Annotated in this window: 14 protein-coding genes; 7 read left to right on the plus strand and 7 right to left on the minus strand. The window is 68.5% G+C overall.

Features of this window, described 5'->3' with window-relative positions; genetic code table 11:
- Positions 1-57 precede the first annotated feature (57 nt).
- On the minus strand, positions 58-183 hold the full coding sequence (locus tag TBIF_RS26510) for a hypothetical protein (RefSeq protein WP_268746921.1): 126 nt from the start codon (positions 181-183) through the stop codon (positions 58-60).
- A 231-nt stretch (positions 184-414) separates the two neighbouring features.
- On the opposite strand from TBIF_RS26510, the gene TBIF_RS16985 reads away from it, so the two are divergent.
- Positions 415-1,725 (plus strand): transposase domain-containing protein, encoded by a 1,311-nt coding sequence (locus TBIF_RS16985; RefSeq protein WP_158506366.1) that lies wholly within the window; start codon positions 415-417, stop codon positions 1,723-1,725.
- A gap of 184 nt (positions 1,726-1,909) precedes the next feature.
- On the plus strand, positions 1,910-2,425 hold the full coding sequence (locus tag TBIF_RS16990; protein ID WP_369385441.1) for a hypothetical protein: 516 nt from the start codon (positions 1,910-1,912) through the stop codon (positions 2,423-2,425).
- Here the strand turns inward: TBIF_RS16990 and TBIF_RS16995 are convergent, their stop codons facing one another.
- Complete coding sequence (locus tag TBIF_RS16995) at positions 2,426-3,127, minus strand: hypothetical protein (RefSeq protein WP_024795953.1); 702 nt, start codon at positions 3,125-3,127, stop codon at positions 2,426-2,428.
- 119 nt (positions 3,128-3,246) lie between these two features.
- Here TBIF_RS16995 and TBIF_RS17000 point away from each other — a divergent pair, with 119 nt between their 5' ends.
- The 4 genes from TBIF_RS17000 (at position 3,247) to TBIF_RS17015 (ending at position 7,166) form a co-directional block, all read left to right on the plus strand.
- A complete protein-coding gene (locus tag TBIF_RS17000) occupies positions 3,247-3,984 on the plus strand; it encodes a DUF2470 domain-containing protein (protein ID WP_024795954.1) in 738 nt (245 codons plus the stop codon).
- Positions 3,985-4,000: 16 nt separating this feature from the next.
- Positions 4,001-4,810, plus strand: a complete 810-nt coding sequence (locus TBIF_RS17005; RefSeq protein WP_024795955.1) for a CPBP family intramembrane glutamic endopeptidase — start codon at positions 4,001-4,003, stop codon at positions 4,808-4,810.
- 31 nt (positions 4,811-4,841) lie between these two features.
- The gene (locus TBIF_RS17010) at positions 4,842-6,110 is read left to right on the plus strand and encodes an LCP family protein (RefSeq protein ID WP_235174834.1); all 1,269 of its coding nucleotides are present in this window, start codon (positions 4,842-4,844) and stop codon (positions 6,108-6,110) included.
- A gap of 198 nt (positions 6,111-6,308) precedes the next feature.
- Positions 6,309-7,166 carry a DUF559 domain-containing protein gene (locus TBIF_RS17015; protein ID WP_024795957.1) on the plus strand — a complete coding sequence of 286 codons (858 nt, stop codon included), beginning with the start codon at positions 6,309-6,311 and terminating at the stop codon, positions 7,164-7,166.
- A gap of 130 nt (positions 7,167-7,296) precedes the next feature.
- Here TBIF_RS17015 and TBIF_RS17020 read toward each other — a convergent pair whose 3' ends face one another.
- The 4 genes from TBIF_RS17020 to TBIF_RS17035 form a co-directional block, all read right to left on the minus strand.
- Positions 7,297-8,223: a DUF5926 family protein gene (locus TBIF_RS17020; protein WP_024795958.1), complete on the minus strand. Its 927-nt coding sequence runs from the start codon at positions 8,221-8,223 to the stop codon at positions 7,297-7,299.
- 34 nt (positions 8,224-8,257) lie between these two features.
- Complete coding sequence (locus tag TBIF_RS17025; RefSeq protein WP_024795959.1) at positions 8,258-9,037, minus strand: glycerophosphodiester phosphodiesterase; 780 nt, start codon at positions 9,035-9,037, stop codon at positions 8,258-8,260.
- Positions 9,037-10,176 carry a DUF4328 domain-containing protein gene (locus TBIF_RS25055; protein WP_084611761.1) on the minus strand — a complete coding sequence of 380 codons (1,140 nt, stop codon included), beginning with the start codon at positions 10,174-10,176 and terminating at the stop codon, positions 9,037-9,039. The genes TBIF_RS17025 and TBIF_RS25055 overlap by 1 nt, the downstream gene beginning before the upstream one ends.
- A gap of 124 nt (positions 10,177-10,300) precedes the next feature.
- A complete protein-coding gene (locus TBIF_RS17035; RefSeq protein ID WP_024795961.1) occupies positions 10,301-10,606 on the minus strand; it encodes an antibiotic biosynthesis monooxygenase family protein in 306 nt (101 codons plus the stop codon).
- Positions 10,607-10,891: 285 nt separating this feature from the next.
- Here TBIF_RS17035 and TBIF_RS23870 point away from each other — a divergent pair, with 285 nt between their 5' ends.
- A complete protein-coding gene (locus TBIF_RS23870; RefSeq protein WP_038171676.1) occupies positions 10,892-11,821 on the plus strand; it encodes an LLM class F420-dependent oxidoreductase in 930 nt (309 codons plus the stop codon).
- A 106-nt stretch (positions 11,822-11,927) separates the two neighbouring features.
- On the opposite strand, the gene TBIF_RS23875 is transcribed toward TBIF_RS23870, so the two are convergent.
- Positions 11,928-13,799 carry an ABC transporter ATP-binding protein gene (locus tag TBIF_RS23875; RefSeq protein WP_038171678.1) on the minus strand — a complete coding sequence of 624 codons (1,872 nt, stop codon included), beginning with the start codon at positions 13,797-13,799 and terminating at the stop codon, positions 11,928-11,930.
- Positions 13,800-13,876 lie beyond the last annotated feature (77 nt).

A 13,876-nucleotide genomic window follows, 5' to 3' on the forward strand; every position in this document is an offset into this window, starting at 1 on the left:
ATGGAGCGCAGGCCACCGCCCTGGATGGGTTTCCAGGGCGGGGTGATTCTGCGTTTGTCAATGGGCGTCTTGGTAGCTTCGGCCGTCCTTGCTGATCACCGAGATAGGCTTTCTCGGGGCGCCAGGCAGGCGCAGGTCGGTATGGTGCCCGTCCACCAGCACCTCGGCCGCGTCTGAGTTCATGGCCACAAAATACCAACTAACTCTCAACAATGCGATTTACCTCCAAAATTGGACGAAAATACCAGACCCGCAACCGGCCGCCAAACTGAAATGATGCCGCCACTCGCGGATTTCAGTTCTGTTTAGTTAAGGAAGTCCGTAGTCCCAGCACACTGGAAGCTGCCCGATGGACGGCCTCTGATTCTCCATTTCAGCTTCCATATCTTGATCTGGCGCCCTAAATTAAATAGCGTGACTCGAAGAGTGCTCCCCGCAGACAGCGACGTCGTCACCGCCGATATTTTGGGGATCGGGCTGTTTGCCCAAGCATTCGACCGCACCCTCATCGATTCCGTCTTGCAGGAGACCGGCCGCCGCGAGCAACGCGTTCGGTTGCTCCCCGCCTATGTTGTGGTGCACCTCGTACTGGGCCTGGCCTTGCACGCGGACAAGTCGTACGCAGAGGTCATCGATCGGCTCGCCCATGCCGCGCATCAGATCAGGGGCGGGCGCGGAACCCTGACCATTCCCACCGGCGGCGCGATCACCGCGGCGCGCACCCGCCTCGGCTCGGCCCCGCTGATTGCGCTGTTCAATCGGGCGGCGCTGCCCCTAGCTAAGCGCAATCGGACCCATTCCTTCCTTGAGGATCTGCTCGTCGTAGAGGCCTCCAGCGCGGTCCTCAATGTGGCGGACAGCCCGGCCAACGCCCGCGCCTTCGGCTACAGCCCTAGCTCCACCGCCCCATTCCGGTCCACGCTGCCGCAGATCAGAGTCAGCACCCTGGCCGAAGCGGGAACCCAGGCCACGATCGGCGCGACTCTCGGCCCCTCTAGCAGCGACGTCCAGGAGTTGGCCGTCGACATGGTGAAGACCTACCTGCGGCCCGGGATGCTGCTCATCACGGGCCAGCAGCTCTACTCGCCGGCCATGTGGGTCGAGACCCTCTCCAATGGCGCGGACCTGCTCTCGGCCGTCGAGAACTCCCTGCCCCTGCCCGTGATTACCGTGCTCCCGGACGGCACCTACCTCTCCACGCTGCCCCTCGGCCGGGGCCCAGTAGGCCCAGCGCGGGCCCGAACCGTGCGAGTGCTCACCTGCCTGAGAGCCTCGCCCGACGGGGACTCTGCCCAGTTCTCACTGATCAGCTCGCTGCTGGCACCCGACGAAGCATCCGCGGAGCAACTCCTCGCGGTGTATGCGGGGCGCACTGACGACTCGGTGGTGTTCACCAAATTCAACGCCCAGAGCGTCCCTGACGCCCGGCCCCTGCGTTCTCGCAAACCGGATCTGGTCCACCAGGAGATCTGGGGACACCTACTAAGCCACTACGCGATCCGGGCCTTCATCAACCAAGCTGCCGAGGAGGTGGGCGAACCGTTCGACGACCCGTCGGACACCGGCGATATAGCCCTTGTCCGGCACCCGGCCGAGGCGCCATCGCGACGTCCGGCGCGTGCGCACTCCCAGAACTCGAATTTTGATCGCAATTCAACCAGTCTGCGTAGAACAGACCCTGCCAACGCCGTGCTAATTGACAATCTCCCCCGCATAATGCGGTAACCGCCCCTGACGTTCAGTCATGGCGAACGGCCTGCGCCCACGGGCGCCTTGTTATGCTGCCTCCATGCTGCTACAGCCGACCCTTCGCGGCCAATCGTGGGGATTTTGCATAGGCTCATTCCTCTTTGCGCTTGGCGCCGTTCCCGGCTTCGCATCCTGGGCGGGGTCCACCGGCACGAACACCGTGTTCTTTATCGGATCATGGTTCTTCACCGGGGCGGCGCTCGTCCAATTAATCCTCGCCGGGCCGATGACGGTGGACGTGCGCGGCCGTCGCATGCTCCGCGCGGATTGGCTCACGGCTTCGACGCAGTTCTTCGGCACGCTCCTATTCAATGTGAGCACCGGCGCGGCAATCCACGCGCACGTCGTCTCCACCGAGCGCCACTATGTGTGGGTGCCCGACTCGACCGGTTCGGTCGCCTTCCTCATCAGCGGGACGGTGGCCATCGTCGGGCTCTATCGCATCGGCAAGCTCAACAAGCCGCGGTCGCGGGACTGGATCAGCACGATGTTCAACTTCGTCGGTTGCGTGGCGTTCGGCGCCTCAGCCGTCGGCGCATATGTGTCTGAGTCCGGCGCGACAGCGGACGCACTGCTGGCCAACACGGGCACCTTCATCGGCGCCCTGTGCTTCTTCGCCGCCTCGGCCCTCTACTTGAACGCGGCGAAGCCCGAACTCCAGCCGCAGGCCGCCTAACTAAAGACCCGCGCCCAAGCCTCTCGCCAGCAGCTCCGCGGCGACGCCCACCGGGTCCGCAACCTCGATGCCGAGCAGGATCTCCCGCACCGTCGCGGCAGCCTCGTCGCCCAGGCCGAGCAGCCCCCGCAGATTGGGCTGCGCCAGGGCGGCCCGCACATCGTCGCCGCGCATCGAGGCGACGGTGGCCGCCAGCAAGCGCACCACGTCCTCGGCGTCCGCGGCACGCAGCACGAAGCCGACCATCGAGTGTGTGAGCACCGCGAAGAAATCCGCGATCTCCTCGTTCGAGCGACCGGCGACCAGCCCCACCGACTGGCCCGCCGCCACCACGAGCGCCGCAAGGTCCGCCAACCCGTGCGTGGCGTCGGGCTCGACGAACAACACGAGCGGGGCAGGCGTCTGCAAGTCCAGTGCCTGTGCGAGATCGGCGGCGGCGCAGTCCAGGAGATAGCGCCGCGGGGCCGTGACCGCGCCCAACTCGGCCGGGTCCAGATCCAGGTCGATGAACAGACCAGACTGGTCCGCCCCGGCCGCCGACGCCGCGACCCTCGCCGGCCCCAGCATCCGGGCGATGGCCTCGTCGTCCGGCCCGGACGGCGCCGCCGAGATCGTCCCCGGCCGATCCACCAGCAGCAGACCGACGGTCAGCGGGTGCTCGTTCCGGGGTGTGGGCGGGCGCAAAGTCAGGGGAATCGACACCCCCACACCGTAGGCCCGACGCGGCCCGGGGCCCCAATTGGGCAAACCCCTCGCGCAGACCGCTCTCCTAAGTTAGGGTTGCCTATCTTTACTTCATCGCCCCCGTCGAAGGGACCGTAATGTCCGCAGCCCTGTCCGCCGCCGAGCGCATTCGCAGCACACTCCTGCGCCCCGGCAGCCCCACACTCACTCTCGACACCGCCGCAACCGTGCGCCCTGTTCTCCAGCACCTGCTGCCCGACGGCTCCATCGCGCTGCTGGTCACCGACTGGTCCGCGGATCCGCAGCCGGCCATGCTGGAGCTCCCCGACCAGCTGAACCTGCCGCAGCGCCAGCCCATCCGCTCGCTCACCTGGATCACCGGCCTCCTCGAGACCCTGTGCGACGCGGAACAAGCCGCCATCGCCCTCGACATCGCCGAGGACCGCCCGCACCCCGAGCTGCTGGAGGTAGGACATAGCGCGTCACTGGTGCTCCTGCGCCCGCTCACCGCGGTAGTAGTCGACGCCGAGGCCGCCACGTCTGTGTCCATCGAGGAGCTGATCGCCGCCCGCCCCGACCCGTTCTGCATGCTCGAGGACGTCTGGCTCGCCCACCTCGAGGACGCGCACGACGAGATCCTGCAGATCTTGTGCCGCCGGCTGCCCCCGGCCCTGCGCGGCCACCGCGCCCACCCGCTCGCCATCGATCGCCACGGGCTGAGCCTGCGGGTGCAGACGACGGAGGACGCCACCACCGATGTCCGCCTGCCCTTCGCCACCCCCGCGCAATCCCCGCTCGAGCTCGGGCGGGCCGTGCGCGCCCTCGCCAGCTGCGTCTTCCATCGAGGATTGCACGCACGGCACGACGCGCCCTGAACCCAGCTACCGTGACGTGGTGATTCGCGACTGGTTGCGCCCCCGCTCTCAAGCCGTCGACGTGCCCGAGGAGCTCAATCCCCGCGCCCGCCGGATGCTGTGGCTTGAGATCGCCGTGGTCCTGATGATCACCTACGGCTATAGCGCCCTGTCCTCGATATTGCAGCTCGCCCGCAGCGCCGTCGCGGAGGGCGGTATCGGCGGGCAGACCGTCGCACTGAACACCTCCCGCGCCGCGAACAGCCTCATCGACCTCGCCTTCCAACTCATCGGGATCTCCAAGCTGCTGGCGATCGCGGGCCTGGCGCTCTATCTGCTCTGGCGCAGCGGAATCGGGCCCAAGGCCATCGGACTCATGCGCGCAAAGTGGCGGCCGGACGTGCTGCATGGCCTGGCTCTGGCCGCGCTGATCGGCATCCCCGGGCTGGCCTTCTATCTGGCCGGCCGCGTCCTCGGCTGGACCTCGGAGGTGCAGCCGAGCGCCCTGGACGATCACTGGTGGCGCATCCCCACCCTGATTCTGGCCGCCATCGCGAACTCCGCCGCCGAGGAGACCCTCGTCGTGGCGTACCTGCTCACGCGGCTGCGCCGGCTCGGCTTCTCCCCCAACGCAGCCCTGGCGTACTCAAGCCTGCTACGCGCCGGCTACCACCTGTACCAGGGTGTCGGACCGGGGCTCGGCAACCTCGCGATGGGCCTGATCTTCGGCCGGTACTGGCAGCGCACCGGACGGCTGTGGCCGCTGATCATCGCGCACGCCCTCATCGACGTCATCGCGTTCGTCGGATACGCGCTCTTGTCCGAGCATGTGTCGTGGCTGCACTGATCGGGGCCCTAATTGCGTACTGTTGGAAATCGTGAACGCCGAGCCCCCGCAACCCAGCCGAGACCCGGACGGCACCCGCCGGGCCCCGACGCCTCGGCAGCGGCCGCCGGACCAGAACCAGGCATGGTCTCAACAACCCCCGCAGCGCCACCCTAGGCAGCAATCCCCGCAGCGGCCGGGCGATGACGGCATCCGCTATGCCCCGCGGCAGGTGCCCGAGCGGTTCGAGGATCCCCGCTATCCCGGCCAGCGCCCAGCACCCCAGCGCCCCGCACCCCAACGTCCAACGCCCCAGCAGGTCAACCGCCCGCCCGGGGGCCGACCGCCCGCGCCGCCGCGCCGCCGCAAGCGCCGCCATTGGGGCCGGCGGATCGCCCTGCTGTTGCTGGTGCTGCTTCTCGGCCTCGGCGGCGTTGTGTTCTACCTGGACCAGTCCATCACCCGCATCGACGCGCTGCCGAACTATCCCGGCCGCATCGCCGACACCCCCGGCACGAACTGGTTGATCGTCGGCTCCGACAGCCGCACTGGGATGTCCCCCGAGGAGGAGCAGGCCCTCAACACCGGCGGCGATACCGGCGCGGGGCACTCCGACACGATCATGATCCTGCACATCGCCAAGTCCGGCCCGGCAACGCTGGTCAGCCTGCCGCGCGACTCCTATGTCCCGATCCCCGGCAATGGCCGCGACAAGATCAACGCCGCGTTCGCGATCGGCGGCGCGCCGCTGCTAGCGCAGACGGTCGAGGAGGCCACCGGCCTGCGGATGGACCACTACGCGGAGATCGGCTTCGGCGGCTTCTCCAACATCGTCGACGGTATCGGCGGCATCGACCTCTGCCTGGACGCGCCCGTCGACGACCCCGACCACAACATCTTCCTGCCCGGCGGCTGCAACGAGTACGACGGCGCGAAGGCCCTGGACTTCGTCCGCGAGCGCTACGGACTGGACAACAGCGACATCGATCGCATGAACAACCAGCGCCAGTTCCTCTCCGCGCTGGTCAACGGCGCCACCAGCCCGTCCACGTTCCTCAACCCCTTCCGCCTGTGGGGCCTGGCCTCGAACGCCGCGAAGTCGCTGACCATCGACAATGGCGATCACATCTGGAACCTCGCCGGCCTCGCCTGGGCCATGCGGGGCGATCTCATCACCACGACGGTGCCGATCGGCGGCTTCGAGGACACTGAAAGCTCCGGCAATGTACTGCTGTGGGACCGCGACCGCGCGAGCCAATTCTTCGACTACCTGGCGCGGGACCAGCAGTTGCCGCCCGAGCTGATTACGGTCGGCCTGTGATCATCCCCTCGCCAGCCCTAATTTCCTCGCCAGCCCCCAATTCCCTCGCCGAGAACGACAAAGTTGACCTGTTTCCAGGCAAAACACGTCAACTTCGTCGTTCTCGATGCCTGTGAGCTCAGCCCCGCCTGTGGATAACTAGGCGCCTGGAGCCCTTTGCGCCGAAGCTGCTCACGCCCGCGGTCCACGATGGTCTGCATGGGGGATCAGGGAGGGCCATTTCTGGCGAGCATCAGCGGTTTGACCACGCACCAACTGCGTAACCATCGCAAGCTACATCGCAATGTCTATGTGGACCCGCGGGCCGCCCCAACCCCACTGTCTCGGGCGCGGGCAGCCCTGCTGTGGGCCGGCGACAACGGGGTCCTCGCCGGGCTGTCCGCGGCTGCGGTGCACGGCTCGAAGTGGGTCGACGCCGACCATCCTGCCGAGCTCATCCGCCGGGCGGGCAGCCGCAGATCAGCGCCCGGTATCAGGGTCCACACTGATTCCCCGCTGCCCGACGAGGTGGAGTCGGTCCACGGCCTTCCTGTGACGACCGTCCCACGAACAGCCTTCGACCTGGGCAGATGGTTGCCATTCGATGAGGCGGTCGCGATGCTCGATGCCCTCTGCAACGCCACCCGGATCGAGCCGAAGACCGTCGCAGCCCTCGCAGACCGGCATCCGGGCGCCCGTCGCATTCGGCAACTTCGGCGGGTGCTCAAGCTCGTGGACGGCGGCGCGGAGTCCCCTCCCGAGACTCGAATCCGGCTGCTGCTCGTCCGCGCCGGGCTACCTCCGCCGAGCACCCAGGTGCAGATCACCGATGAAGTCAATCGGATTGTCGCCCGCGCTGACCTGGGCTGGCGGCGCTGGAGGGTGCTCGTCGAGTACGACGGCGCCCAGCATTGGGCGGACGAGCGGGCGCGGACCAGGGACATCCGGCGCTACGCGCTGCTGGCCCGGCTCGGGTGGCGGGTAGTGCGGGTGAACTCCGAACTGCTTCGGCGGTGTTCGGGGGAGGTCGTCGCCGAAGTCCGTGCTCTCCTGCGCGAGGCTGGCGCAGATGTCTGACTCCCGGCCCGTCCCTTACTCTTGTCCCCGAAAACGACGAAGTTGACGTGTTTCCGAGGAAATCACGTCAACTTCGTCGCGTTCGAGCCACAGCGTTCGAGCCACAACATTCGAGCCACAGCGCTCGGGATCAGCGAATGGTGACCTGGCGTCCGCGGATGCCATCACGCGAGCGCAGCTGCTCGCCGGTCAGCGGGGTGTCCACGGCCAGCGCCTCGTCGATGCGACGGCCGAGCTCGATCGTCGCATCGGTCCACTCGGCGGGGTGCATCTCGATGTCCAGGTCGAACACCGGCACCAGGAGTCCGTGCGCGCGGAAGGAGCCCGCGAACTTCGAGCCTTCGCCAAGGGTCAGGCCGCCGTCGGCGTGCACGCGGGCGAGCGCCTTCATCAGCTCGTCCTCGTCCTCGGGGCGGACCCAGCGCAGGTGCGCACGCTCACCAGCGTCGACCCACCACGCGGCGGAGACGCCGTCGATGCGTGCGGACGGCATCATCAGCTCGTTGGCTTGGGAGATCGCCTGCTGCACCTCGGGGGTCGGCTCGACGCCCTCGGCCAGCCACCAGTCGAAGTTCTTGTAGACGGTGATCTCCAGGGGCGCGTCGGCCTGGACCACGTCGGTGAGGGCGGGGACCATGTCAGACGGGTTGGCCGCGGGCAGCGACTCTCCGGCGGAGGCGCCGGCGGCCCAGAGGATCGAGGCGGCGAAGTCGGCGCCCAGGTTGGTGGAGAAGGCCTGCACCTGCATGCCGATCAGGCCCTGGCCGGGCGTTTCGTCGGACTCGTCCGGGCGCACGATCGCCGCGACCGCGCCCGGCAGCACGGTGGCGACAGTCAGGGGCCGATCAGCCGAGATCTGCGCGGTCACCGGCAGCGTCGCGCTCGCGGACGGGACGAATTCCCGCATCGCCACGAGGTCGCACTCGGCGGCCAGGCCGGCGAACGGGCGCGTCGGCACCTGTTGCACGGCGGCCCGCTCTGCGGCGCGCTTCTCCATCAGCTCGGCGCGGTTGCCATCGGCGCGGGGACCACTGTTGCGTTTGCTCTTCTTAGCCACGGTGGTCAAACCTACGGCACCGAGCGACGGCAGGCTAGCCGCGGGCCAGCAGCTGCTTCGTCCGCCCCGGGTAGTTCGTGGCGACCCAGCCGACGCCCAGATCGCGGCACAGCGCCACATCCGCGGGCTCGTCGACGGTCCAGCAGTAGGTGCTGCGCCCCGACGCCGCGGCGCGGTCCACCATTCCGGGGTTCGCCCGCAGCGCCTCGATGGAGGGGCCGATCGCAGTGGCCCCAACCGTCGTGGCCGCGCCCCCGCCCAGGTAACGGGCCGCATCGCCGAGGAGGACTGTCGGCAGCATGGGCGCGGCCCGGCGGACGCGCCAGACCGCGCTGGCCGAGAAGGAGATCACCACGACCCGCGAGTGCGACGCCGACGCGGGGGTCCCGAGCCCGTAGCGGCTCAGCGTGGCGAGGACCTGGCTCTCGACCTGCGCCCCGAATCGCACCGGGTGCTTGGTCTCGATGAACAGCTTGATCGGCCGCTCCTGGTCCAGCACCAACTCCAGCAGTGTGTCGAGTTCGAGGACGGAGGCCGGGGCGGGGTCGCCGTGCCAGCTGGCAAAATCGTGCTCGGCGAGCTCGGCCAGGCTCATCTCGCTGACGATGCCGGAGCCCGAGGAGGTGCGGTCGATGGAGCGATCGTGGACGCACACCAGGTGCTCGTCGCGGGTCAGCCGCACGTCGCATTCCAGCCCGTCGGCGCCCTCCGCGATGGCCAACTCGTAGGCGGCGAGGGTGTGTTCGGCGAGCGCGGCCGACGCCCCACGGTGCGCCACCACGTGCGGATCGCGGCCCTCCCAGCGCGGCGTCATCATGTCGCGATCAGCCATCGGGCCGGCACGGCTCGCGCAGCGGTGGGGGTCTCGTCGAATCGCGCCATGACCTTGATCGTGAGCCCGGCGACCGCCAGCGCCAGCACGTACGCGTACAGCGTGAACAGCACCCCGTCGGCGCGGCCCTGCGACGACGTGTCGAAGCGGGCCATCAGCACACCCACGACCGTCACGTTCGTCAGCACCCACATGCCCCACCAGAACCCGATCAGCCACAGCGCTGACAGGTCCGCGAAGGTCCGTTGAAATTTGTCGCCGACGCCGCGCAGCCAGCCCAGGCGCGTTCGGCCCGCCGGCGCACGGGCGGTTCCGGTGGGCGGCAGACCAGGCCCGCCCGCGGCCACACCGTCGGCCTCATCCAGCAGCGCCAATTCGGTGAGTAAGACCCCGGGCATGAGGAGGTTCCAGCCCGGAATCAGTGCGCCAAGGAAGATCGAGCGCACAGACCGCGGATCCCGCCACCCCGACCGGGCATAACGTTCCGCGCGGGTCCGCACCAGCCACGCCGCGCAGCCGATGGCGGACAGGATCACCACGACGGGGGTCAGCACGCCGATCACCAGGCTCAGGGCGTCCGAGATCGCGACGGTGAACCGCCCAACCAGGTGGGATTGATTCCACAGCAGCAGTCCGTATCGGAAGGCCTCCGCGATGACGCCGAGGATCAGCGCCCACACGAGGATTCGCATCGTCGACCGCGCCGAGGATGCCCATGATTGGTACTTCGGCGTGGGTGTGCCCGAGGGGGCAGCGGGGGCGGGGCCGACAGGCAATCCCCAGCGGGGGATCTCGCGATAGCGGGGCGTCGGGCCGAGTGGCTGCGAGCCCCGGCCCGCTGCGCTCTCGTCGACGGGCGGCGCGGGCATGCGGGCGATCCAGCGATAGCCCCTGGGCAATCCGGAACGCGTGCGCGCCGGTGCAGAGTGCTGGGCGACGGGCTGCGGGGACTGGGGTTGCGGTGCGACATGGGCGGGGGCCGGCCCGGCGCTGACCGGCGCGAGGAGCGTGCCTCGGCAGCGCGGGCACCACCGCGCGGGCACCGGCCCGTTGGCACCGAGGGCCACGGGCCAGCGACTGCCGCAGCGGCTGCAGGCCTGCAGGATCCCGGGGGCGGTCATCGCTCATCCGCCTGCCGCCGGGTGGGGCCCACTTCAGTCAACGTTGCCCTCGCCACCATTCCGTCATGGGGCCGATCTTTTCATGCCGCACCAACCCGGACAACCGAACTCTGAATCCCCGCCATCAGGCCGGGTCCGCCTCGAGAACCACCTCGTAGTGCTCCACAAGGGGCATCGGGTCGTAGAACTGGTGCAACAGTTCCCGCCACTGTTGATAGGCGGGCGAGCCGCGGAAGCCCTCGTTGTGCGCCGCCACGGACTCCCACGCGACGAGAAGCAGGTAGCGGCCGGGGGTCTCGACGCACCGGGACACGGTCATGCGCTGGAAGCCTGCCGATGCGGAAATCAGCGGGGCCGCCTCTTCGAAGGCCGCCTCGAACTCCTCGGCTCGACTGACGTCGATATTGAGTACCGCGTGCTCGTGGATCACAGCGCAATCCTCCCACGGCCCCGAGCAACTGAGCAGGCAAGAGTCGATCACTCTCGACCGAATTGTTCGCTATTTACAATCAAATGATCGTAATACTGTGATACAGAACACATTTGGCTCATGGTTACCCACAGTTTGCACAGGGTTATCCCCAAGCTGGGGATTGATTGCCGCCTCTGACCTGCCTATTGGCTCGAGTTCTCACAGCCTTGTGAAAACTCACGGGTAACTTGTCCACAACCCGCAGACGGTGTCCGCCGCCAGCGAACTGGCACCCTGGGGCACATGGAATTACGCATTTTCACCGAACCCCAGCAGGGCGCGACGTACGACGATCTCCTCGCCGTCGCCCGCACCGCAGAGGAGTGCGGCTACGGCGCATTCTTCCGCTCCGACCACTACCTGGCCATGAACGCCGCCGGGCTGCCCGGCCCCACCGACGCGTGGATCACTTTGGCCGGCCTGGCTCGGGACACCTCAACGATCCGCCTGGGCACCCTCGTCACGTCGGCGACCTTCCGCTACCCGGGCCCCCTAGCCATCTCCGTGGCACAGGTCGACGCCATGAGCGACGGCCGGGTGGAGCTCGGTATCGGCGCCGGCTGGTTCGCCGAGGAGCACGCCGCCTACGGAATCCCTTTCCCCGCCCTCGGCGAGCGCTTTGACCGCCTCGAGGAGTCCCTAGCCGTGATCACCGGGCTGTGGACCACGCCCGACGGAGAACAGTTCAACCATGACGGCGTCCACTACCCGATCACCGACTCCCCCGCGCTGCCGAAGCCTCGTCAGCGTCCGCACCCGCCGATCGTGATTGGCGGGATGGGCAAGCGCCGCACCCCCGCGTTGGCCGCCCGCTACGCCGACGAGTTCAACCTGCCGTTCGCCGACGAGGCCACGACCCAGGCGCAGTTCGACGTCGTGCGCCGGGCGTGCGAGAGCGCTGGCCGCACCCCCGCAAGCCTCGCCCTGTCGAACGCCTTGGTGCTGTGCTGCGGCGAGAACGAGGCGGACATCGCGCGCCGGGCCGCAGTCATCGGCCGAGACGTGGACGAGCTCCGCGCGAACGGGCTCGCCGGCACGCCCCAGGAACTAGTGGACAAGCTCGGGCGCTACGCCGCGCTTGGCTCGCAGCGCGTCTACCTGCAGACCCTGGACCTGACGGACCTCGAGCACCTGCAGCTGGTTGCGGAACAGGTCATGCCCAAGCTGGGCTGACCGCCCCCCGTCAGCCCACCGCCACTCGGTTCGCTCCACCTATTCAAGTCCGCCGACCTTGCACGGGCAGCAGACTCGAATAGGTGGAGCGGATCGCCGGAGACCCTCAAGCCGAGGGCGCGTCCGCGAACTGCGTGTTGTGCAGCTCCGTGTACCGCCCGCCCGCCGCGAGCAGCTCGGCGTGGGTGCCCCGCTCGATGATCCGGCCGGCCTCGAGCACGAGGATCATGTCCGCTGCCCGCACGGTGGACAGGCGGTGCGCGATCACCAGCGACGTCCGCCCTGCGAGTGCCTCGGCGAGGGCCTCCTGCACGGCGGCCTCGGAGGTGGAGTCGAGGTGCGCGGTGGCCTCATCGAGAATCACCACGCGGGGGTGCGCCAGCAGGAGCCGGGCGATGGTCAGGCGCTGGCGCTCGCCGCCGGAGAGCCGGTAGCCGCGCTCGCCGATCACGGTGCCCAGACCGTCGGGCAGTGCCCGGACCAGCTCGGCGATGCGGGCCCGCTCGAGGGCGTGCCACAGCTCGTCGTCGGTGGCCTCGGGCCGGGCGAGCTGCAGGTTGCCGCGCACGGAGTCGTGGAACAGGTGCCCGTCTTGGGTGACCATGCCGACGGTGGCGCGGATGGACTCGGCAGTGAGGTCCCGCACGTCCGTACCGCCGATGCGCACCGCGCCGGTGTCCACGTCATAGAGACGGGGCAGCAGCTGCGCGATGGTGGATTTGCCCGCGCCGGACGTGCCGACAAGGGCGATGAGCTGGCCGGGCTCGGCGCGGAAGGACACGTCGTGCAGCACCTCGACGCCGCCGCGCGAGTCCAGCACCGCGACGGATTCGAGCGAGGCCAGGGAGACCTTGTCCGCGGACGGGTAGGCGAAGCCGACCGTGTCGAACTCGATAGACACGGGGCCGTCGGGCACGGTGCCGGCGCCGGGACGGTCGGTGATCAGCGGCTTGAGGTCCAGGATCTCGAAGACCCGCTCGAAGCTGACGAGCGCGCTCATCACGTCGACGCGCGCGCTGGCCAGGGCGGTGAGCGGCGCGTAGAGGCGGGTCAGCAGCAGAGCCATCGAGACGACGGCGCCGGCCTCGAGTTCCCCGCGCAGCGCGTAAAAGCCGCCGAGTCCATAGACCAGCGCCAGGGCGAGGGCGGAGACGAGGGTGAGTGCCGTGATGAACACGGTCTGCACCATCGCGGACTTCACGCCGATATCGCGGACGCTCCGTGCGCGGGCGGCGAACTCCTCGGACTCCTGGTCGGGGCGGCCGAACAGCTTGACCAGCATGGCGCCGGGCGCGGAGAAGCGCTCGGTCATCTGGTTGCCCATCACCGCGTTGTACTCGGCAGCCGCGCGGCTGTAGGTGGCCAGCCTGGTGCCCATCCGGCGCGCGGGCAGCACGAAGATTGGCAGGAGGATCAGCGCCAGCACCGTGATCTGCCAGGAGATCGAGACCATCACGACGAGCGTGACGACGAGCATCACGATGTTCGACGCGACCCCGGACAGCGTCGTGCTGAACGCGCGCTGCGCCCCGATCACATCATTGTTCAGTCGGCTGACAAGTGCGCCGGTGCGGGTGCGGGTGAAGAACGCGATGGGCATCTTCTGCACGTGGTTGAACACGGCGCTGCGCATGTCCAGGATCAGGTTCTCGCCGATGTTGGAGGAGAGCCAGCGCGAGACGATCGACAGCGCTGCCTCGACCACCGCGATCACGGCGATCACCACCGCGAGCCACACGACGACGCTGACGGCGTCGGCCTTGACGATCGCGTCGACGACCCGGCCGGCGAGGATCGGCGTCGCGACGGCCAGCACGGCCGTGATCACCGACAACAGTAGGAACCACAGCAGTTGTGTCCGGTGCGGCCGCGCGAACCCACCGATGCGCCGCAGTGTCTTCTTCGAGAACGGCCGCTTGTCGGTCTCCGCCATCATCGCCTGGTACATCGCCGAGCGGGCGATCGAATCCATGCTCATTTTTCGTCCTGTTGCCGAGCAGGTGGCCAGAGCCGATGTGGCGGGCTGGCCAGGTACTGCAGTACCCGACCAGCCTA

The sequence above is a fragment of the Tomitella biformata AHU 1821 genome (assembly GCF_000524475.1).
Classification (GTDB): domain Bacteria; phylum Actinomycetota; class Actinomycetes; order Mycobacteriales; family Mycobacteriaceae; genus Tomitella; species Tomitella biformata.

Excerpts from the sequence above, each read along its gene's own strand:
- TBIF_RS26510 (WP_268746921.1), bottom strand. The coding sequence starts at position 183 with ATGAACTCAGACGCGGCCGAGGTGCTGGTGGACGGGCACCATACCGAC.
- TBIF_RS17000 (WP_024795954.1), top strand. The coding sequence starts at position 3,247 with ATGTCCGCAGCCCTGTCCGCCGCCGAGCGCATTCGCAGCACACTCCTG.
- TBIF_RS17025 (WP_024795959.1), bottom strand. The coding sequence starts at position 9,037 with ATGACGCCGCGCTGGGAGGGCCGCGATCCGCACGTGGTGGCGCACCGT.
- TBIF_RS23875 (WP_038171678.1), bottom strand. The coding sequence starts at position 13,799 with ATGAGCATGGATTCGATCGCCCGCTCGGCGATGTACCAGGCGATGATG.
- TBIF_RS23870 (WP_038171676.1), top strand. The coding sequence starts at position 10,892 with ATGGAATTACGCATTTTCACCGAACCCCAGCAGGGCGCGACGTACGAC.
- TBIF_RS17015 (WP_024795957.1), top strand. The coding sequence starts at position 6,309 with ATGGGGGATCAGGGAGGGCCATTTCTGGCGAGCATCAGCGGTTTGACC.
- TBIF_RS25055 (WP_084611761.1), bottom strand. The coding sequence starts at position 10,176 with ATGACCGCCCCCGGGATCCTGCAGGCCTGCAGCCGCTGCGGCAGTCGC.